Annotated in this window: 19 protein-coding genes and 2 tRNA genes; all 21 read left to right on the top strand. The window is 48.0% G+C overall.

The genetic code is table 11. The features are described 5' to 3' along the window. The first annotated feature begins 1 nt into the window (after nt 1). Nucleotides 2-1417, top strand: a complete 1416-nt coding sequence (gene mazG, locus PQI28_RS15215) for a nucleoside triphosphate pyrophosphohydrolase (protein ID WP_214786209.1) — start codon at nt 2-4, stop codon at nt 1415-1417. Beyond that, nucleotides 1414-1686: an RNA-binding S4 domain-containing protein gene (locus PQI28_RS15210; RefSeq protein WP_214697198.1), complete on the top strand. Its 273-nt coding sequence runs from the start codon at nt 1414-1416 to the stop codon at nt 1684-1686. Before mazG ends, PQI28_RS15210 begins: the two co-directional genes overlap by 4 nt. A 42-nt stretch (nt 1687-1728) precedes the next feature. Next, a complete protein-coding gene (locus PQI28_RS15205; RefSeq protein WP_074036621.1) occupies nt 1729-2103 on the top strand; it encodes an FtsB family cell division protein in 375 nt (124 codons plus the stop codon). A 74-nt stretch (nt 2104-2177) separates the two neighbouring features. Then, nucleotides 2178-2693 (top strand): S1 domain-containing RNA-binding protein, encoded by a 516-nt coding sequence (locus PQI28_RS15200; protein ID WP_339963800.1) that lies wholly within the window; start codon nt 2178-2180, stop codon nt 2691-2693. A gap of 202 nt (nt 2694-2895) precedes the next feature. Further along, entirely contained in the window at nt 2896-5508 is a 2613-nt protein-coding gene (locus PQI28_RS15195) for a YhgE/Pip domain-containing protein (RefSeq protein ID WP_339963799.1), read from the top strand. A 142-nt stretch (nt 5509-5650) separates the two neighbouring features. Then, nucleotides 5651-5727: transfer RNA gene (locus tag PQI28_RS15190), tRNA-Met, on the top strand. A 9-nt stretch (nt 5728-5736) separates the two neighbouring features. Next, nucleotides 5737-5808, top strand: a tRNA-Glu gene (locus PQI28_RS15185). 68 nt (nt 5809-5876) lie between these two features. Continuing rightward, nucleotides 5877-7103 (top strand): tRNA lysidine(34) synthetase TilS, encoded by a 1227-nt coding sequence (gene tilS / locus PQI28_RS15180; RefSeq protein WP_339963798.1) that lies wholly within the window; start codon nt 5877-5879, stop codon nt 7101-7103. Between the two features lie 35 nt (nt 7104-7138). Continuing rightward, on the top strand, nt 7139-7684 hold the full coding sequence (gene hpt, locus PQI28_RS15175; RefSeq protein WP_012727721.1) for a hypoxanthine phosphoribosyltransferase: 546 nt from the start codon (nt 7139-7141) through the stop codon (nt 7682-7684). Between the two features lie 105 nt (nt 7685-7789). Further along, a complete protein-coding gene (gene ftsH / locus PQI28_RS15170) occupies nt 7790-9814 on the top strand; it encodes an ATP-dependent zinc metalloprotease FtsH (protein WP_074036633.1) in 2025 nt (674 codons plus the stop codon). A 93-nt stretch (nt 9815-9907) separates the two neighbouring features. Then, nucleotides 9908-10672 carry a type III pantothenate kinase gene (locus PQI28_RS15165; RefSeq protein ID WP_214749858.1) on the top strand — a complete coding sequence of 255 codons (765 nt, stop codon included), beginning with the start codon at nt 9908-9910 and terminating at the stop codon, nt 10670-10672. A gap of 19 nt (nt 10673-10691) precedes the next feature. Then, on the top strand, nt 10692-11621 hold the full coding sequence (gene hslO / locus PQI28_RS15160) for an Hsp33 family molecular chaperone HslO (RefSeq protein WP_274665391.1): 930 nt from the start codon (nt 10692-10694) through the stop codon (nt 11619-11621). Nucleotides 11622-11705: 84 nt separating this feature from the next. Further along, the gene (cysK, locus tag PQI28_RS15155) at nt 11706-12659 is read left to right on the top strand and encodes a cysteine synthase A (protein WP_214786215.1); all 954 of its coding nucleotides are present in this window, start codon (nt 11706-11708) and stop codon (nt 12657-12659) included. Between the two features lie 94 nt (nt 12660-12753). Next, the gene (locus PQI28_RS15150; protein WP_339963797.1) at nt 12754-14133 is read left to right on the top strand and encodes an anthranilate synthase component I family protein; all 1380 of its coding nucleotides are present in this window, start codon (nt 12754-12756) and stop codon (nt 14131-14133) included. Beyond that, nucleotides 14130-14714, top strand: coding sequence for an aminodeoxychorismate/anthranilate synthase component II (pabA, locus tag PQI28_RS15145; protein ID WP_214697212.1), 585 nt, complete (start codon nt 14130-14132; stop codon nt 14712-14714). The genes PQI28_RS15150 and pabA overlap by 4 nt, the downstream gene beginning before the upstream one ends. Continuing rightward, entirely contained in the window at nt 14698-15516 is an 819-nt protein-coding gene (locus PQI28_RS15140; RefSeq protein WP_214786217.1) for an aminotransferase class IV, read from the top strand. Before pabA ends, PQI28_RS15140 begins: the two co-directional genes overlap by 17 nt. A gap of 11 nt (nt 15517-15527) precedes the next feature. Further along, nucleotides 15528-16313, top strand: coding sequence for a dihydropteroate synthase (gene folP / locus PQI28_RS15135; RefSeq protein ID WP_339963796.1), 786 nt, complete (start codon nt 15528-15530; stop codon nt 16311-16313). After that, on the top strand, nt 16306-16671 hold the full coding sequence (folB, locus tag PQI28_RS15130) for a dihydroneopterin aldolase (RefSeq protein WP_214786222.1): 366 nt from the start codon (nt 16306-16308) through the stop codon (nt 16669-16671). Before folP ends, folB begins: the two co-directional genes overlap by 8 nt. Next, nucleotides 16668-17165 carry a 2-amino-4-hydroxy-6-hydroxymethyldihydropteridine diphosphokinase gene (gene folK, locus PQI28_RS15125; RefSeq protein ID WP_214786224.1) on the top strand — a complete coding sequence of 166 codons (498 nt, stop codon included), beginning with the start codon at nt 16668-16670 and terminating at the stop codon, nt 17163-17165. The genes folB and folK overlap by 4 nt, the downstream gene beginning before the upstream one ends. 70 nt (nt 17166-17235) lie before the next feature. Next, nucleotides 17236-18174 carry a tRNA dihydrouridine synthase DusB gene (gene dusB, locus PQI28_RS15120; RefSeq protein WP_445236763.1) on the top strand — a complete coding sequence of 313 codons (939 nt, stop codon included), beginning with the start codon at nt 17236-17238 and terminating at the stop codon, nt 18172-18174. A 148-nt stretch (nt 18175-18322) separates the two neighbouring features. Next, nucleotides 18323-19813: a lysine--tRNA ligase gene (gene lysS, locus PQI28_RS15115; protein ID WP_214786226.1), complete on the top strand. Its 1491-nt coding sequence runs from the start codon at nt 18323-18325 to the stop codon at nt 19811-19813. The last annotated feature ends 354 nt before the right edge of the window (nt 19814-20167 follow it).

Here is a 20167-nt window from a genome sequence, read left to right as displayed (position 1 = left end):
TATGGGTTATACAATCACGGTGGTCGGTCTTGGATCTGGTGAGCTGAATCAATTGCCACTCGGAGTGTACCGTCATTTGAAGCAACAACCGCTCGTTTGGCTACGGACGAAAGAACACCCTGTCGTACGTGAGTTAGAGTCAGAAGGGCTCGCATTCGAGTCGTTTGATTCGATTTATGAATCGAGTGATACGTTTGAAGAGGTGTACGATCAAATTGTCGAGACGTTGATGAACAAAAGTGAAGAGATGGCTATCACGTATGCTGTACCCGGTCACCCGTTCGTCGCCGAGCGAACTGTCGAGCTTTTGGTGGAACGTGGAGCGGACCTTCACGTACTCGGCGGGCAAAGCTTCTTAGATGCGATGTTCCAAGCTTTGCAAATCGATCCAATCAACGGCTTTCAGTTGTTGGATGCGACGGCGCTCGACCTTGAACGCCTGCAAGTGACGCAACATGTGTTGATTGGTCAAGTGTACGATGGATTTGTAGCGGGAGACGTAAAAGTGCAACTGATGGAACGTTATCCGGATGAGCACCCTGTTACACTTGTGACAGCTGCGGGTACCACACAAGAACGAATCGAACACATTCCGTTGTTCGAGATGGACCGCATGGCGGAAGTGAACAACTTGACGACGCTCTATGTTCCGCCACTCGCGGATGAAGCTTATTTGGCAAAAGACTTTGCAACGCTCAAACAAATCATCGCCACACTTCGTGGACCGGACGGTTGCCCGTGGGATCGCAAACAAACGCATGAGTCGCTTCGGAAGTATTTATTAGAAGAAGCGTATGAACTCATTGAAGCCATCAACGCAGAAGATGACGATGCCATCATTGAAGAACTCGGCGACGTGTTGCTTCAAGTCATGTTACATGCCCAAATCGGTGCAGACGAAGGATATTTCGATATTCGTGATGTCATCGGGGCAATCAGTGAAAAGATGGTCCGCCGTCATCCGCACGTCTTTGGAGATGTCACCGTCGAAGATGCCTCCGACGTGGTAAAAAATTGGAATACGATTAAACAAGCGGAAAAAGGGGAAAAGAAACAATCGCAACTCGATGGTGTACTCGTCGACCAACCTTCATTGATGCGTGCTGAACAACTTCAAAAGAAAGCCGGCCAAATCGGATTCGAATGGGATGACGTGTCGGGCGCTTTCGAAAAATTGGAAGAAGAACTGCACGAGTGGCGTGAAGAGTTGAGTGACGAATCAGAACTTGGCGATGTATTATTCTCCATCGTCAACATCGCGCGATACGTTGGGCTAAATGCCGAGCAAGCGTTAGAACAGACGAACCGAAAGTTCAAACGTCGATTCGAGTATATAGAAGCGAATGGTGACCTTCAGCAGATGACGCTCGAACAGATGGATGCTCTTTGGAACGAGGCAAAGGAGAAAGGGTTATGAGATTAGATAAATTTTTGAAAGTATCCCGCTTGATCAAGCGACGCACGCTCGCAAAAGAAGTAGCAGATCAAGGTCGGATTCAGCTAAATGGGCAAGTGGCGAAGGCGAGTACCGATGTTAAAGTCGGAGACGAGCTGCAGATTCGATTCGGAAACAAGCTCGTCACGGTCGTCATTGACTCGATTGCGGAACATGCACGTAAAGAAGATGCGAAAGAAATGTATCGTTTACTTAAAGAAGAGAAGATGGACGGTAGTATCGATTCGTAAAAAAAAGTATACTTAATGTATTAAGAGGAGGAGGATGAGGCGATGAACGGACGTAATCCGATGGATCGACAACGGCGCATTCGAGCGCTAGATGAGCGTAGAGAACAGCTGGAAAAAGACACACATCGCCGAAGAGTTCATCTTCGACGTCGTTTGGCGGCAGCCTCACTCCTATTTTTATTCGTCATGGTATTGATTGGACAGAGTTACTTTTCAAAGGTAGGCTATGTATCGGACCAACAACAAGCTTACGCACAAGCGAAAGTGGAGTTGCAAGAACAGAAAGCCGAGCAAGATGAGTTGAAGGAACAAGTGGAGCGTTTGCAGGATGAGGATTATATCGCGAACTTAGCGCGAAACGAGCTCCTCTTCTCCAAAGATGGAGAGATTATTTTCTACTTCTCCCCAGAGGAATAAGTCGGTTCGTTGACCGTTGAGGAAACGACTCGTATAATTGAAAAGAATCAATCAAAAAAGGAGTACATTATTTTATGTCAATTGAAGTAGGAAGCAAGGTACAAGGTAAGGTTACAGGGATTACGCATTTCGGAGCGTTCGTCGAGCTCCCAAACGGCAAGACAGGATTAGTACACATCAGTGAAGTGGCGGACTCTTACGTCAAAGACATTAACGAAGTGTTGACAGTCGGTCAAGAAGTCACGGTAAAAGTGTTGAACGTCGAAAATGATGGGAAAATCGGGTTATCCATCAAGAAAGCAGTCGATCGTCCTGTAAGTGAACGCCCTGAACGTCCAGAGCGTCCAGCCGGTGAGCGTTTCTCTCGTGGCCCACGCCCAGGTGGCCCAGGTCAAGGTGGTCCGCGCGGTGGCGGCGGTCCACGCGGTGGCGGCCCACGTGGCGGCGGTCGTCGTGGTGAACAACGCCGTGAACCAGAAACATTCGATACGTTGATGAGCAAATTCTTGAAAGACAGCGACGAGCGTCTTTCGACGTTGAAACGTCAAACAGATTCGAAACGCGGTGGACGTGGAGCCAAACGCGGGTAATCCTTCGATACCAATTAGCTTCTACTCGTAACCATATAGGTCTTGTAACAAGACAAGTCGTGAACATTTTTGTTCACGACTTTTTTTGTTTTAAAAAATTTATAAAAAATAACTAAATATAGTTGATTTTTTTCGAGTAAGAGAGCAAAATAGGGAACATGAAAAAATAGTTATGTTTTATAAGTGAAGGTGGAGAGAAAAAATGAATGGATGGAAACTATGGACGGCGGAGTGGCGGAGTATCTTTAAGAACCCACGTGTGTTGGTTCCGATTCTCGCAGTCGCGCTCGTACCGTTAATGTATGCCGGTATGTTTTTGTGGGCTTTCTGGGATCCATATGGACAGATGAAAGATTTACCGGTCGCCATCGTCAACGAAGACAAAGGGGCATCATTTGAAGGGGAGTCACTTGAAATCGGGAACGATCTGATTGATAAGTTACTAGATTCGGAAGCCTTCGAGTTTGTCGAGACGACAAAGAAGGAAGCAGAATCTGGATTGAAAGACCATGATTATTACATGGCAATCGAGATTCCAGAAGACTTTTCGGAGAAGGCGACGACTGCTCTAGATGAACATCCAGAGCAACTTGAGTTGAAGTACATTGCGAATGAATCGTATAACTTCTTAGCCGCACAAATCGGTGGCTCTGCAATGGAGCAAGTGAAAGCAGAGCTTTCGACCGAGGTATCGAAACAGTACGTCAGTGCATTGAAAGATGGACTGAATGACATGGCGGACGGGCTTGGTGAAGCCGCGGATGGTGCGACAAAACTTGCCGACGGTTCTACGTCAGCGAAGGATGGTGCCGTCAAATTGGCGGATGGAACGGAACTTCTCGCCACGAAACAACGCGAACTTGCAGATGGTGCAAGTGAGTTAAATGACGGAATCGCTCAGTTGTCCGATGGTTCATCTGAACTCGCGGACGGGACGACACTACTCGCCACGAAACAACGTGAGCTCGCGAATGGTGCAAGCCAGTTAAACGATGGTGTGACTCAGTTAGCAGAAGGTTCATCGGCACTAGCGGATGGGAGTCAGCAAGTGTACGACGGGTCAACTGCTTTGTCAGACGGGGTACACCGCGTGAATGATGGCGCATCCGCCTTACAAGACGGAACGAGCCAGCTCGTCGAAGGAACAGGGGCATTCGCCTCTAAATTGGATGAGCTTCACACGGGTGCGAAAACGTTGAATCAAGGCGTTCAAGACCTTGCTGCTGGCATCGAGCGCTCAAAAGAAGGGGCGTCTGCATTGAATGACGGCGCAAACCAACTAGCAGGTGCATTGACGAAAGCGAAAGAAGGAAACACTGCTCTCATCGCGGGTCAAACTGAAGTGGTCAATGGAATTGGACAAATGAAATCTGAATTGACGGCGAAACAGGATGAGTTGATTGGACAATTAACGGCACTTGCTGAATCCGGTCAATCTGCGTCACCTGAAATGCTTCAAGCCATCGCAGCACAACTCAGTGAAGGAAAACAAGCGACAGCGGCTGGGTTTGATCAATTAGCCGCAGGGGCGACGCAAGTGAAAGAGGGACAGACCTCATTGGCGGCAGGTCTTGCGCAAGCAGAAACAGGTGCAGGACAACTTTCGTCAGGACTTTCTGAATTGAACACGGGTCAAACGAAGTTAGCGGAAGGTGCTCAGGCGTTAGCAAGTGGTTCTAGTCAAATCGAGCAAGGGACACAAACCGCAGCTAGCCGCTCACAAGAACTCGTGTCAGCGAGTTCAAAACTCAATCAAGGTGCAACACAACTTCAAGACGGGACAACTGAACTTACGGCAGGCAGTGACAAACTCGTAGCCGCGACTGGACAGTTGTCTGAAGGTAGTGTGAAGCTTGCCGATGGTGCGAAAAGCGCAAGTTCGGGAACGAGTGAGTTGGCGAATGGTGCTACTCAATTAGCGGACGGTGGGCAAAAACTTCAAGAAGGTAGTCGTGAACTTGCCGATGGCGCGAAGACTGCCGGGGCAGGAACAAGCAAGTTGACGGACGGCGCGAATCAGCTCGCGGAAGGCGGACAAGAACTTTCAGATGGTAGCGGAGAACTCGCAGATGGAATGACAGATCTCGCATCAGGTAGCGATGAACTTCGTGACGCTCTAGTAAAAGGTGCGAAAGATGCAGACATCGGATTGAACGATGAAAATGTCGAGATGATGGCAGGACCAGTGTCGCTCGTCGACAACTCGATTCACGAGGTACCGAACTATGGTACAGGGTTTGCTCCATACTTCATGTCACTCGGACTCTTTGTCGGGGCGCTTCTCTTATCGATCGTCTATCCATTGTATGATCCGGCTGGACGTCCGAAACGTAGTCTATCATGGGTATTGTCGAAGTCTGGTGTTCTCATGGTCGTCGGGTTCCTTCAAGCGCTCATTTTAGACGTGGCGATGGTGCAACTATTAGGACTTGAAGTGAGCGAACCACTGAAGTTCTTCGGATTCAGTTGGTTGACGAGCATCACATTCCTCTTTATTGTGCAGTTACTCGTAACCACACTCGGGAACCCAGGACGTTTTGTAGCAATCGTCTTGTTAATCTTGCAATTGACGACTTCTGCTGGAACGTTCCCGCTCGAGTTGATTCCACGAGCGCTGCAACCGTTCAATGCGCTCCTTCCAATGACGTATACGGTTGCCGGATATAAAGAAATCTTGTCAGCTGACGGTGCACAGTATTTGCAGACGGCGACAACGTATTTAGTATTTGTGGCTGCTGGATGTTTCGCGTTACTGTGGGCATACTTCCGAATCGCATGGAAGAAAAAATATCGTCAAGTTGTATCAGAAGCATGATGTAAAAACGTAATGAAATCGTGTATAGTGATGAAGATGACACTATGCACGATTTTTTTATTAAAAAAAATTCAAAAAAGAATTGACACTCGAATGGTGACTGGTTATTATAGAAAATGTGCTTAGGACACAACAATAACATGGCGGTGTAGCTCAGCTGGCTAGAGCGTACGGTTCATACCCGTGAGGTCGTGGGTTCGACTCCCTCCGCCGCTACCATTTTATTTAGGCCCGTTGGTCAAGCGGTTAAGACACCGCCCTTTCACGGCGGTAACACGGGTTCGAATCCCGTACGGGTCACTTAGCCTAAGCGAAAAGAAGCCATCTCAATCGAGATGGCTTCTTTTGTTATATCAAGGAGGGAATTCATGAAAAAAGTGCTCGTCGCAGTGTCTGGTGGGGTGGATTCCATTGTCTTATTGGATCGTCTCGTCAAAAAGGGATGGAATGTTGCGGTGGCGCATGTCCATCATGGCGTACGAGAAGCTTCAGACGAAGAGTATAGGTTCGTCGCCCGCGTCGCAGCAACCTACCATATTCCGTTTCATGGAACGCATCTCTGCTTTCAAGATGGAGGATCACAAGCCCGATACCGGGAAGCCCGCTATCAATTTTTTGAAGACGTCATGAACGAATATGGATACGACACATTGGCCACGGCGCATCATGCGGATGACGAGCTAGAAACAGTGCTCATTCAACTACATCGAAACGTGATCGAAGTGAAAGGGATTCCCGAAAGCCGGCAATTTGGTAACGGGAGGCTCATCCGTCCGTTGTTACATGAGTCGAAAGCTCAACTGATCGAGTATGCACGACAGAATGAATTAGAGTGGCGCGAAGACGCAACGAACCAAGAACGTACTTACTTAAGGAATCAAATTCGCCATGAGATTGTGCCGCGACTGAAACAGATGCGGCCATCGATTGTGAGAGAAGTCAGCGGAGTGGCAAAGGAGGCCCGTGCTGATTGGGATAGCAGGTATCAATCGTGCGAACAATGGGTGGAGGCATATGTCGAACTTGAAATGAAAGCGTTTCATGTGAAACTCAAGGATTTCGAGCGCTTATCATTCCTTGAACGGTATACAGTCGGTCGATTGCTGTCCTCTCGTTACGAGGTGAATGTGAACGAGGCGATGGATAAGCTACTCCAGAGTCAAAAGGATACAGGAACCTATCATCTGACAGGCGAGTGGTTCATGACGAAGCAGAATAGGGTACTGAATCTTGTACAGCGCTCTACGCCAGATTCACTTCACCCCATTCAAATTGATTCGTTGCCGACCGTTGTTGAATTCGGAGACCGAACTATCTCTTTATCTGTCGAGGAGGGGAGAGAGGGCATTCCGTTACATGAGATCACTTATCCGCTTACGATTCGGACAAGTGCACCAGGTGACCGAATGCGATTGACCGTGGGGACAAAGAAAGTGTCCCGTATCCTGATCGATGAAAAGATTGAGCGGACGGTTCGCCCGACGCTACCCCTGCTTGAGGACGCCTCAGGACGAATTCTCGCGATTGTCGGGGTACGAGTTTCAGAATTTCTAGACAAGTCGGATGCGATTTGCCTACGATTAATGGTAAAATGATGATTGTGTCGAAACAGAAAGAGGAGGATTTCAAGATGTCATTAATGAACGATATGGAGAAAATTTTAATCTCACGTGAAGAGATTCAAGAAAAGGTGAAAGAACTCGCTGGAACACTTAGCGAAGACTATAAAGAAGAGTTTCCGCTTCTCGTGTGTGTATTGAAAGGCGCGATGCCGTTCATGTCTGATCTCGTCAAAGAAATGGATATCCATTTAGAAATGGATTTCATGGACGTGTCGACGTATCACGGAGGTACTTCTTCAACAGGTGAAGTGAAAATCGAGAAAGATTTAAATACATCTGTAGAAGGACGCGACATCTTGATTGTAGAAGATATTATTGATAGTGGATTGACGCTTGGCTATCTCGTCGATCTTCTTAAATACCGTAAAGCGAAGTCTGTGAAGATCGTCACGCTTCTCGACAAACCGACAGGACGTAAAAATGGTTTATCAGCAGACTATAGCGGTTTCGTGATTCCACACGAGTTCGTTGTCGGTTACGGTCTCGATTATGAAGAGAAATATCGTAACCTTCCTTACGTCGGTGTGCTCAAACCGAGCGTTTACGGGGGCTAACGTTTTTCTTTTGAAAATGTGACGTGGTAAGATAAAAGAAATCCCCAAAGTATAGGCATATACTGAATGGGCGAGAACATCGTTTCTCGGAATAGGAGGCAGAGAATGAATCGTGCAGTGAAAAACACATTGGTTTTTGGTGTGATTTTCCTAGCCTTGATCTTGTTCCTTCAATATTTGCAGAATCCGAATAGTCAGAGTGAAACCCTCTCGTATTCGAAATTCCTAGAATATGTGGAAGATGATCGGATTGAGACGGCAACCGTACAAGAAATCCCGGGGGCTATCTCGATTACAGGCGACCTTACAGGAGATGACGACCAGCGTTACGAAACAAACATTCCAGCGAACGAAGCTGAATATGCGGATGTATTAACGCAGCTTCGAGCGAATACGGATATTCAAATCGAGGAGGCTGAATCGAACAGTAGCTGGTTCAGCATCGTCTTCGCGATTTTACCGTTCATTATCATCTTCATCTTGTTCTTCTTCTTGTTGAACCAGGCGCAAGGTGGTGGCGGTGGTGGTCGTGTGATGAACTTCGGGAAATCGAAGGCGAAACTATACGACCAAGAAAAACGTCGCGTCACATTCAAAGACGTGGCCGGAGCAGACGAAGAGAAACAAGAACTCATCGAAGTTGTTGAATTCTTGAAAGACCCTCGTAAGTTCTCGAAACTCGGTGCGCGTATTCCAAAAGGGGTCTTACTCGTTGGTCCTCCAGGGACAGGTAAAACACTTTTGGCCCGTGCAGTAGCCGGAGAAGCCGGAGTACCATTCTTCTCGATCTCAGGTTCGGACTTCGTTGAGATGTTCGTCGGGGTCGGTGCGTCACGTGTCCGTGACTTGTTCGAAAATGCGAAAAAGAATGCTCCATGTATCATCTTCATCGATGAAATCGATGCGGTCGGACGCCAACGTGGTGCCGGTCTCGGCGGTGGCCACGATGAGCGTGAACAAACATTGAACCAATTGCTCGTTGAAATGGATGGATTCAGTGACAATGAAGGGATTATCATGGTTGCGGCGACAAACCGTCCGGATATCCTTGACCCAGCCCTCCTTCGTCCAGGTCGTTTTGACCGTCAAATCACGGTCGATCGTCCAGATGTAAAAGGGCGCGAAGAAGTGTTGAAAGTCCATGCACGCAACAAGCCACTTGACTCAACTGTAGACTTGAAGTCAATCGCACAACGTACACCTGGTTTCTCTGGGGCTGACTTGGAAAACCTCTTGAACGAAGCAGCACTCGTTGCGGCACGTTCAAACCGTACGGCAGTATCGGTTGTCGATGTCGAAGAAGCAATTGACCGTGTCATTGCAGGACCTTCGAAGAAGAGCCGAATCATTTCTGAAAAAGAACGTAACATTGTCGCTTATCACGAAGCGGGTCACACAATCATCGGTCTTGAGCTTGAGAATGCGGATGAAGTACACAAAGTGACGATTGTCCCACGCGGTAACGCTGGAGGATACGTCGTCATGCTTCCAAAAGAAGATCGTTACTTCATGACAAAACCTGAACTCGAAGATAAGATTGTCGGACTTCTTGGTGGACGCGTCGCCGAAGATGTCATCTTTGGTGAAGTGTCAACAGGAGCGAGCAACGACTTCCAACGTGCGACAGGAATTGCGCGTAAGATGGTCATGGATTACGGGATGAGTGATAAGCTCGGACCGCTCCAGCTCGGTTCAAACCATGGCGGACAAGTCTTCCTTGGCCGTGACTTCCAGACAGAGCAGAACTACTCGGATGCGATTGCTCAAGAGATCGATTTAGAGATTCGTGACATCATCAACCGCTGTTACGCGAAAGCGAAACAGATTTTGACAGAACGTCGCGAAGACCTCGAACTCGTTGCGAAGACATTGCTTGATGTAGAAACGCTCGACTCGAAACAGATTCGTCACTTGATCAAGACACGTGAATATCTCCCGCATGAGCCGGAAGAAGACGTGGATGCATCAACGGACTCGGACGACGCAGCGAAGAAAGATGATGCGGCCGTGCAACACGGACAAATCGTCGATCAACCTGAAGTTGTTCAAGACAGCCAACCGGATGTCGTACCTGAAGGCGATAAGCCAGAGGCGACTCCAACGGAACGTCCGAATAACGAATCACGTTAATGAATGAGACGAATGCCCTTGACGAGGCATTCGTCTTTTTTCGTGTTATAATTCGAGCGAACTGCAATTGACAACAAAGTGAGGAACTATATCATGATTTTAGTGATTGATGTTGGAAATACAAATATTGTTCTAGGGATGTACGATGGAGATAATCTCGTACACCATTGGCGAATTTCAACGGACCGGACGAAAACGACGGATGAGTATGGCATGCTAGTGAAATCGCTCTTTGACCATTCGAACGTCTCGTTCGATCAAGTCGATGGTGTCATTTTGTCCTCTGTCGTACCTCCTGTTATTTTCCCACTTGAACAAATGTCACAACGATACTTCAATGTACGTCCAATCGTTGTGGGCCCAGGTGTGAAGACAGGATTAGACATTCACGTCGAGAATCCCCGCGAAGTCGGGGCCGACCGAATTGTCAACGCGGTGGCAGGAATCGCCAAGTATGACGGTCCGCTCATAATTGTTGATTTTGGAACGGCAACCACGTATTGTTACATCGATGAGAAACGTCGCTACCATGGCGGCATTATCTCACCAGGTATCATGATTTCAGTGGAAGCACTTTATCAACGTGCTGCGAAATTACCACGGATTGAATTGGCAACCCCACCAACGGTTATCGGGAAAAATACGATTCAAGCGATGCAATCGGGGACGTATTATGGCTATGTCGCCCAAGTGGATGGCATCGTGAATCGGATGAAGCGTGAAGTTGGTGAAGCGACCGTCATTGCGACTGGAGGATTGGCACGATTGATCAGTGAACATGCAGAAACGATTGACCATGTAGATTCGTTCCTGACACTCGAAGGCCTCCGCCTCATTTACGAGCGCAATCAAAAGTAAACTAAAGGAGTTAACTCATATGATTCATTCAGAACAACAAGTATTACTCGATCAAATGAAAGACGACTATCTCGTTCGGGCCCTCGGCTTTAATGGAGAGGTGCGTGCCTTTGCAGCACGTACAACAAAGACAGTGTACGAAACACAACTTCGTCATCAAACGACACCGGTTGCCTCAGCCGCCCTCGGACGGACGATGACAATCGGTTCGATGATCGGAGCCATGCAAAAAGGTGCGGCACGCGTCACACTTAAAGTGGAAGGTGATGGTCCAATCGGGAAAATCATCGTAGACGCAGATACGGCAGGAGATGTCCGTGGATACGTATCTTACCCTCGTGTCGATGGCGGGACGTTCGTCAACGAGCAGGGATTGACGAAGTTGAAAGTCGGCGAAGCGGTCGGAAAAGGAACGGTCTCTGTCATTAAAGACTTAGGCTTGAAAGATTATGTCGGTGGTTCTTCAGAGATTCAAACAGGTGAAATCAGTGAAGACTTCACATACTACTTCGCAACATCTGAACAAGTACCATCAGTCGTCGGAGCAGGTGTTCTCGTCTTACCAGAAGATGAATCGATTCTTGCTGCAGGTGGTGTCATCGTTCAGTTGCTGCCGAACGCCTCCGAAGAGACCGTACAGGCGCTCGAAAAAGCACTTCAGACGTTCCCGCCAGTATCTGTTTTAATCGGTGAAGAAAAAACACCGGAAGAAATGCTTCAATTACTCCTCGGCGATAGCCTTGATGTCCTCGATACGAACCCAATTCAGTTCAATTGCACATGCAGTCGTGAACGAATGGAAAGCGCCATTATCGGTCTTGGAAAAGAAGAGATTCGCCAAATGATCGAGGAAGACGGCGGAGCCGAAGCGGTTTGCCATTTCTGTGGTGAAAAATATCATTTCTCGGCTGAACAGTTGGAAACAATGAAAGAGCAGGCACAATCGTAAGCAACGTTCCAAATTGCATATTTTCAATTCGATAGGGTATGATAACAATATCGGAATAGTCGGAATTATGAAGGAGGAAATGTAATGCGAATCGTAAACTCAGTGACAGACTTGATTGGAAAGACTCCGATTGTGAAATTGAACGGCATGACTGGACCAGAAGATGCCGATGTGTATCTGAAGCTTGAATATATGAACCCAGGGTCAAGTGTTAAAGACCGGATTGCTCTCGCCATGATCGAAGCGGCAGAAAAAGACGGAATCTTGAAGCCTGGCGATACAATCATCGAGCCAACGAGCGGGAACACGGGAATCGGTTTGGCGATGGTCAGTGCGGCAAAAGGATATAAAGCCATTCTCGTCATGCCTGAGACGATGAGCATGGAGCGTCGTAACCTTCTTCGTGGATACGGGGCCGAGCTCATCTTGACGCCAGGACCAGAAGGAATGGGTGGAGCGATTCGTCGTGCTACTGAAGAAGCTGAGCAACATGGCTACTTCCTTCCGCAACAATTCAACAACGCAGCGAACCCGAACGTGCATGAAATGACGACGGGACCTGAAATTGTCGAGGCGTTCGAAGAGTCAGGACTTTCGGTGGATGCTCTCATCGCGGGAGTCGGTACAGGTGGTACGATCACCGGTGCAGGAAAAGTCGTGAAAGCGAAATATCCAGACGTGAAAATTTTGGCGGTTGAACCGGTTGATTCCCCAGTCTTGTCTGGTGGGAAGCCAGGACCTCATAAGATTCAAGGAATTGGTGCCGGCTTTGTCCCATCCATTCTGGATACTGAGATTTATGAGGGTGTCCTTCAAATCACGACAGACCAGGCGTTTGAATACGCGCGCCAAGCGGCACGCACGAACGGTGTCCTCGGTGGGATTTCTTCAGGGGCTGCCATTGCAGCGGCACTTGATACGGCGAAGCGCCTCGGTAAAGGGAAAAACGTATTGGCGATTATCCCGTCAAACGGAGAACGTTACTTGAGCACACCGCTTTATCAATTTGATGAAGAATCAAACGAGAGTCGCGTATAACATTTCAGGCAGTAATCGAGAGACATTCTCTTTCGGTTGCTGCCTTTTCTTGTGTACAATAAAAGGCATGAATGAATAGACGGAGGAATGACAAGTGAGATCGACAGCGTTCAGAACGAAGCGGATGACGAAAGAAAAGATGTATGAGGCATACATGACGTTGACAGCAGACCAGCCGTACCACGCATGGCTAGAAAGTGGAAGGGCGGGACGGTATACGATTGCGGGAATCGAACCGTTCGGTCGCTTCCATGTAAAAGACGGTGTCGGTCTCTTACAAATAGGGGAAACGACTGAAACGATGTATGGGAAACCGCTCGAGATGGTTAGTGAAGTGCGGAAACGATTTGAAGCTGAGCGTCCGGAAGGGGCACCTCCCTTCTTCGGTGGCATGATTGGTTATGTCAGCTATGACGTTTCTCGAACGATTGAGCGACTCCCGAGCCAGGCAGAAGATGATTTAGCGACGCCGGATGTCTCGTTTCTGTTGTTTGATGAAGTGGCTGTGTTCGACGAAGAGAATTCGACTCTCTATTTGATGGTCACAGCAGAGGGCAATGCCGAACGTAAAGCGGATCGCTTGGCAGCCATGTGGAACGTCGAATCACACTACGCATTCAAGCCGACTGAACAATTACCTGTCGAGCGTTCGCGCTCCATGTCTCAGGACGAATTTGTGGAGGCGGTCAAACGAATTCAGTCTTATATCGTGGAAGGCGACGTGTTCCAAGTGAATTTGAGCGTTCGTCAATCCGAACCGTTACGCGCTGACCCACGTCGTGTTTACGATACGCTTCGTCAAATGAATCCATCTCCGTACATGGGATACTTTGTGGATGACGCACTGACAATGGTCTCCGCTTCACCGGAACTATTGCTTGAAAAACACGGGTCTGACATTTCAACGCGACCGATCGCGGGTACGCGTCCACGTGGAAAAGACGATGCTGAGGACTTGGAATTGGCGAACACGCTACTTGAAAATGAGAAGGAGCGAGCGGAACACGTCATGCTCGTCGACTTGGAACGGAACGACCTCGGGAAAGTCGCGGCATACGGTAGTGTTCATGTGGACGAATTGATGGTAATTGAAAAGTATTCACATGTTCAGCATATCGTCTCGAACGTACGGGGTACGATTCGTGATGAAGTATCAGGAGCGGAGGCGCTAGCAGCGATGTTCCCTGGTGGTACGATTACCGGTGCACCGAAAATTCGGACGATGGAAATTATCGAAGAACTTGAACCAGTTCGCCGGGGATTATACACCGGGTCATATGGATGGTTAAGTTGGGACGATGATCTCGTCTTCAACATCACCATTCGAACGATGGTCGTGAAAGATGGGATTGCATACGTTCAAGCGGGAGCGGGCATCGTCATCGATTCGGATCCGGTCTCAGAATATGAAGAATCTCTGTCCAAAGCGAAGGCGCTATGGGCGGCGAAGCAAATGACGGAGGAGACGACATGATTGTACTAATCGACAACTATGACTCATTCACATACAACTTAGTGCAGTATTTTGGAGAACTCGGTGAAGAACTGGTCGTTTATCGAAACGATGAAGTGACGATTCAAGACATTGAGAAACTTGCTCCGAGCTACCTGGTCATTTCCCCTGGACCTTGTACACCGAACGAAGCCGGGATTAGCGTCGAGGCGATTCAAGCGTTCGCAGGGCGTATTCCAATTTTAGGTGTTTGTCTCGGTCATCAAGCGATTGCGCAAGCGTTCGGAGGAGACGTCGTTCATGCGGAGCGGCTGATGCATGGGAAAACGTCGAAGATTCAACATGACGGGAAGTCGATTTTCAAGGATATTCCTCAGCAGACGGTCGTGACCCGTTATCACTCGTTATCTGTGGAGCGTTCTACCTTACCGGAATGTTTGATGGTCACAGCAGAAACAGAAACGAAAGAAATCATGGCACTCCGGCATCGGACGCTCCCGATTGAAGGCGTTCAGTATCATCCTGAAGCGATTTTGACCGAACATGGAAAAGAGATGATTCGAAACTTTATCGAGGAGTACCGCCATGTGGTATTGGCATAACGGGAACCTTGTTGAGCGAGAGGATGCATGGATTCCCGTCGAGGACCATGGATTCTTATATGGGATGGGTTTATTCGAGACGTTTCGAACATATGATTTCATTCCGTTCTTGTTCGATGCGCATTGGGAACGATTGATGAAGAGTGTAGATGAGCTGTGGATTGATTTTCCGTACACGAAGGAAGAAATCGAGACGGCGATTCAGCAATTGTGTCGTCAAAATGAAGCTCCTGACTTGTATATCCGATTGAACGTATCGGCAGGAGTCGCGCCGCTCGGTCTGTATGCCGGACGATATGAAAAACCGAACGTCACGTTGATTGCCAAACCGCTCTCCTCAGAAGTTGTGCCACAAGAGAAGCGAGTCGAACCGATCCCTTTCCCAAGAAGTCGTCCTGAAGCGGCTTTTCGATTGAAGTCGCATCATTACATGAACAATATCCTCGGAAAACGCACCTTGCAAGACCAGGATGCTGAAGGATTGTTTGCGGACGAACAAGGCTACGTGGTGGAAGGGCTCGTGTCGAACATCTTTTGGGTCGGATCTGATGATGTGTTGTATACGACACCCCTTTCGAGCGGAGCACTCGCGGGCGTGACGCGACAATGGGTGATCGATTGCTTTCCCGTGGTGGAGCAATCGGTGACATTTGATGGATTAACCGCAGCAAAAGAGATTTGGATGACGAACTCGATTCAGCAAGTCGCTCCGGTGACGCATTATGGAAATCTGCAATACCCCGGTAAAGACGGGGAACGATTTAACGAAGTGTGGGCGGAGCTCGTTCGTTCACTTGGATAGGAGGCTGAAACATGACGAAAATCATGGGTATTTTAAACGTGACCCCGGACTCGTTTTCAGACGGAGGACGATATACAGCGGTCGAAGAAGCCGTACGTCACGCAAAGCAACTCGTACGAGAAGGTGCGGATGCGATTGATGTCGGTGGTGAATCGACGCGACCCGGTGCGGCGCTTGTTTCTGCAGAAGAAGAAATTGAACGTGTCGTCCCGATCATCGAACGATTGGTACAAGAAATAGATGTTCCGATCTCGATTGATACGTATAAGCCTGCTGTTGCGAGGGCGGCATTAGAAGCGGGTGCGACAATCATCAATGACGTCTGGGGCTCGAAGTGGGGAGATCGGTCGATGGCGCGTGTCGCCTTTGAATATGGCGTCCCCATCATTTTGATGCATAACCGAGAAAATCGAGACTACCATCATTTTATTGAAGATGTGGTGAGTGATTTGCAGGAGTCGATTGAGATTGCTCATGCAGCGGGTGTGAAAGATGAGCATATTTGGCTAGACCCAGGAATCGGGTTCGCAAAAGACGTGGCGCAAAATTTAGAGCTCATGAATCACCTCGATGTGATCACGCGTCTTGGCTATCCGGTGTTACTGGGTACGTCCCGTAAATCGTTTATCGGCCAAACGCTCGATTTACCAACCGAAGAACGCGTGGAAGGGACGATTGCGACGACCTGTTTAGGCATCATGAAAGGGTGCGATTGGGTACGCGTCCATGACGTGAAAGAGAATATGCGTGCAGCGAAGATGATGGATGCGATGATGAGGGGGAACGGACATGGATAAGATTTTTGTGAACGGTATGCGCTTTTATGGATACCATGGTGTGTTTGAAGAGGAGAACCGTCTCGGTCAACGGTTTCACGTGGATTTAATGTGTGAATTGGACCTTGCACCTGCTGGGAAGTCAGATGATTTACAGGATGGAGTCAGCTACGCGGGGTTATATCAAGTCACAGAAGACATTGTAACAGGGGAACCGGTCAATTTACTCGAAACACTCGGAGAACGAATCACGACGGCCATTTTGGCACATCATGATTTGATTCAAAGTGTGACAGTAAAAGTAATCAAGCCGGACCCACCAATCCCAGGACATTACGACTCGGTGGCGATTGAGATGACAAGGAGACGCACGACATGATTTATATCGCATTAGGAGCAAATATCGGGGAGCGGGCCGCACAATTGTCTGACGCGATTGATGAAATGGGAAAAATGGGTGTTACGGTCACGAAGCAATCATCGGTTTATGAGACCGCCCCTGTCGGTTATACCAATCAACCATCATTTTATAATATGGTGGTCGAAGTGGAGACTCATCAATCTGTAACGGACTTATTAAACACCCTTCAACAAATTGAACGGCAGTTAGGTCGAGAGCGTCTCTTTAAGAACGGTCCGCGCACCATCGACCTTGACATCCTCTATTATAATGGGGAAGATATACAATCAGAACACTTGACGGTACCACATCCGCGGATGCAGGAACGTGCGTTTGTGCTCGCTCCGTTAGCTGAGATTGCGCCAGAACTCATCGTCCGAGGACGAACGGTCGCATCATGGCTAGCAGATTTACCGATGGCAGACCGCCAAGATGTCGTTCGGTTACAGTTGCTAACGAATTTGGTGAAATGAAGGATGTGTTGTCTTGACAGGCTTTAAGATTGGAAATATAGATATTAAAAACCGTGCAGTCCTTGCACCGATGGCTGGCGTGACCAACCCGGCATTCCGACTGATTGCAAAAGAATTCGGGGCGGGACTCGTCTGTGCTGAAATGGTCAGTGATAAAGGGATTTTGCTGGAGAACGCGCGGACGATGCGCATGCTATATGTCGATGAACGAGAAAAACCGCTCAGCTTGCAAATTTTTGGTGGTTCTAAAGATACACTCGTCAAAGCGGCGCAGTACGTCGATCAAAATACGAATGCCGACATCATTGATATCAACATGGGTTGTCCTGTGCCGAAAGTAACGAAATGTGACGCAGGTGCAAAGTGGTTACTTGATCCGGATAAAGTGTATGAGATGGTCAATGCCGTCACGAATGTGGTCGAAAAACCGGTCACGGTGAAAATGCGCCTTGGTTGGGACGATGATCACATCTTTATTTTGGACAACGTCAAAGCGGCTCAGGCAGGTGGGGCGGCAGCCATTGCCATTCATGGACGTACGCGAGCCCAACAATATGAAGGAACTGCGAACTGGGATTGGATCGGTGAAGCGAAGAAAGTCGCAACCGTGCCGATTATCGGGAACGGGGACATTGCCACACCACAAGACGCGAAGCGTGTCATTGATCAATACGGTGTGGATGCCGTCATGATTGGGCGTGCTGCACTTGGGAACCCGTGGATGCTCTATCAGACGGTTCAGTACCTCGAAACGGGAGAACTTCCACCGGAACCAGCAGCTCGTGAAAAAATTGATATTTGCATGTTGCACCTCGACCGATTGAGCGCCATTAAAGGTGAGCTGACGGCCGTTCGTGAAATGCGTCAACATGCGGCTTGGTATTTGAAAGGGTTGAAAGGCAGTGGTCCAATTCGCAAACAAATCAATGAAACGGAATCGCGTGAGGCTTTCGCAGCGGTCCTGTATGGATTTGTTGATCAACTCGAACGACAACTGTCAGAAGTGTGAACTAGAGAAAAGAACTAATTTATGGTAAGCTTGTTTGGCGAAAAAGTGCACCACAACGAATGAACGGCTTCGGCTGTGCTGTTGGCCATCGGGTCGACAGTTTTTTGTTAGGGATAAACCCAATATGGATAGAGGAGTGAATGGAATAGTGAGCCACGAGTTAGAAATGAATGATCAAATGCAGGTTCGTTTTGAGAAGATGACCGATATGCGCGAGCGCGGTCTCGACCCGTTCGGTCAACGCTTTGATCGTTCTGCGCACGCAGGTGAATTACATGAGCAGTATGAATCAGTTGAAAAAGAGGCTTTAGCAGAGCAGGACGTAGAAGTCACGTTAGCGGGTCGCATCATGACGAAACGCGGGAAAGGGAAAGTATTTTTTGCCCACATTCAAGATGTGACAGGCCAGATTCAAATTTACGTTCGTAAAAACGATGTCGGGGATGAGCCGTTTGACTTGTTCAAATCATCAGACCTCGGTGATATCGTTGGTGTCAAAGGAAAGCTCTTTAAAACAAATGTAGGTGAACTCTCGATTCATGTGGAAGAGTTTGAGCTCTTGACGAAAGCACTTCGCCCGCTTCCGGACAAATATCATGGATTGAAAGATGTGGAACAGCGCTATCGCCAACGTTATCTTGATTTGATCACAAACCAAGATTCACGCCAGACATTCATTTTGCGTAGCCGCATCATTTCTGAGATTCGCAACTTCTTAAATCAAAAAGGATATTTAGAAGTGGAAACACCGATGTTACACACGATTGCGGGTGGAGCAGCGGCGCGTCCGTTCTTAACGCATCATAATGCGTTGGATATGGAACTTTATATGCGTATTGCCATCGAACTTCACTTGAAACGTCTAATCGTTGGCGGACTCGAGCGCGTTTATGAAATCGGACGTGTGTTCCGTAACGAAGGAATCTCGACACGCCACAACCCTGAATTCACAATGATCGAATTGTATGAGGCGTATGCAGATTACAACGACATCATGGATTTGACGGAAGAATTGGTTGCGCACGTAGCGAAAGAAGTACTCGGTACAACAGATGTACAATATGGTGAAGATACAATTCACCTTGGCATCGGTTGGAAACGTGCACACATGGTCGACCTTGTTAAAGAAGAGACAGGTGTAGACTTTTGGCAACAAATGTCCGACGAAGAAGCACGTGCCCTTGCGAAAGAGCATGGTGTGGAAGTTCAGGACCATATGACGTTCGGTCATATCGTCAACGAGTTCTTTGAGCAAAAGGTCGAAGAGACATTGCTTCAACCAACATTCGTGACAGGACACCCAGTTGAAGTGTCGCCGTTAGCGAAGAAAAACGAAACGGATCCACGCTTCACAGATCGTTTTGAATTGTTCATCGTTCGTCGTGAACACGCGAATGCCTTCACGGAGTTGAACGATCCAATCGATCAACGTGAGCGTTTCGAAGCACAATTGCTTGAAAAAGAAGCAGGTAACGACGAGGCGCATGAACTCGATAACGATTTCCTTGAGGCGCTTGAGTACGGTATGCCACCAACAGGTGGACTTGGAATCGGGATTGACCGTCTTGTCATGTTATTGACGAACGCACCATCAATCCGCGACGTTCTTCTTTTCCCTACAATGCGTCATCAACAGTAAATAATAGTAGAGGAGCCGGTTTGTACGTAGGTGCAATCCAGCTTCTCTTTTTTTATTTTTCCGGATGAACGTTGGGAACAAGCCGTTGAATAAAGGGTAAACTCTAACGGAAAAACTTTTTTGAAAAAACTTTATAAAAAACCCTTGCGTTAATTAAAGGTGTGCGGTAAAGTAATAAACGTTGCCGCTGATGGCAGCGGAAAGAAATAAAAAAAGTGGTTGACAACTGTGTCGATGACTTGTATTATTTTAAGAGTCGCAAAGAGCGACAGACGAACTTTGAAAACTGAACGATGAGGCAAAAATAAGTTTTACAATTTTTGAATGAAGCGCAAGCTTCGTCAATTTAAGAGC

The organism is Exiguobacterium sp. USCH10 (assembly GCF_037619445.1).
GTDB lineage: Bacteria > Bacillota > Bacilli > Exiguobacteriales > Exiguobacteriaceae > Exiguobacterium > Exiguobacterium aestuarii_A.
This window is presented reverse-complemented; position numbering and strand designations above follow the sequence as displayed.

Coding starts and splice junctions, on each gene's coding strand:
- dusB (WP_445236763.1), top strand. CDS start 17,236: ATGGCTGGCGTGACCAACCCGGCATTCCGACTGATTGCAAAAGAATTC.
- tilS (WP_339963798.1), top strand. CDS start 5,877: ATGAAAAAAGTGCTCGTCGCAGTGTCTGGTGGGGTGGATTCCATTGTC.
- PQI28_RS15195 (WP_339963799.1), top strand. CDS start 2,896: ATGAATGGATGGAAACTATGGACGGCGGAGTGGCGGAGTATCTTTAAG.
- folB (WP_214786222.1), top strand. CDS start 16,306: ATGGATAAGATTTTTGTGAACGGTATGCGCTTTTATGGATACCATGGT.
- hslO (WP_274665391.1), top strand. CDS start 10,692: ATGATTCATTCAGAACAACAAGTATTACTCGATCAAATGAAAGACGAC.
- PQI28_RS15165 (WP_214749858.1), top strand. CDS start 9,908: ATGATTTTAGTGATTGATGTTGGAAATACAAATATTGTTCTAGGGATG.
- cysK (WP_214786215.1), top strand. CDS start 11,706: ATGCGAATCGTAAACTCAGTGACAGACTTGATTGGAAAGACTCCGATT.
- PQI28_RS15205 (WP_074036621.1), top strand. CDS start 1,729: ATGAACGGACGTAATCCGATGGATCGACAACGGCGCATTCGAGCGCTA.
- ftsH (WP_074036633.1), top strand. CDS start 7,790: ATGAATCGTGCAGTGAAAAACACATTGGTTTTTGGTGTGATTTTCCTA.
- PQI28_RS15200 (WP_339963800.1), top strand. CDS start 2,178: ATGTCAATTGAAGTAGGAAGCAAGGTACAAGGTAAGGTTACAGGGATT.
- pabA (WP_214697212.1), top strand. CDS start 14,130: ATGATTGTACTAATCGACAACTATGACTCATTCACATACAACTTAGTG.
- folP (WP_339963796.1), top strand. CDS start 15,528: ATGACGAAAATCATGGGTATTTTAAACGTGACCCCGGACTCGTTTTCA.
- mazG (WP_214786209.1), top strand. CDS start 2: ATGGGTTATACAATCACGGTGGTCGGTCTTGGATCTGGTGAGCTGAAT.
- hpt (WP_012727721.1), top strand. CDS start 7,139: ATGTCATTAATGAACGATATGGAGAAAATTTTAATCTCACGTGAAGAG.
- PQI28_RS15210 (WP_214697198.1), top strand. CDS start 1,414: ATGAGATTAGATAAATTTTTGAAAGTATCCCGCTTGATCAAGCGACGC.
- PQI28_RS15140 (WP_214786217.1), top strand. CDS start 14,698: ATGTGGTATTGGCATAACGGGAACCTTGTTGAGCGAGAGGATGCATGG.
- folK (WP_214786224.1), top strand. CDS start 16,668: ATGATTTATATCGCATTAGGAGCAAATATCGGGGAGCGGGCCGCACAA.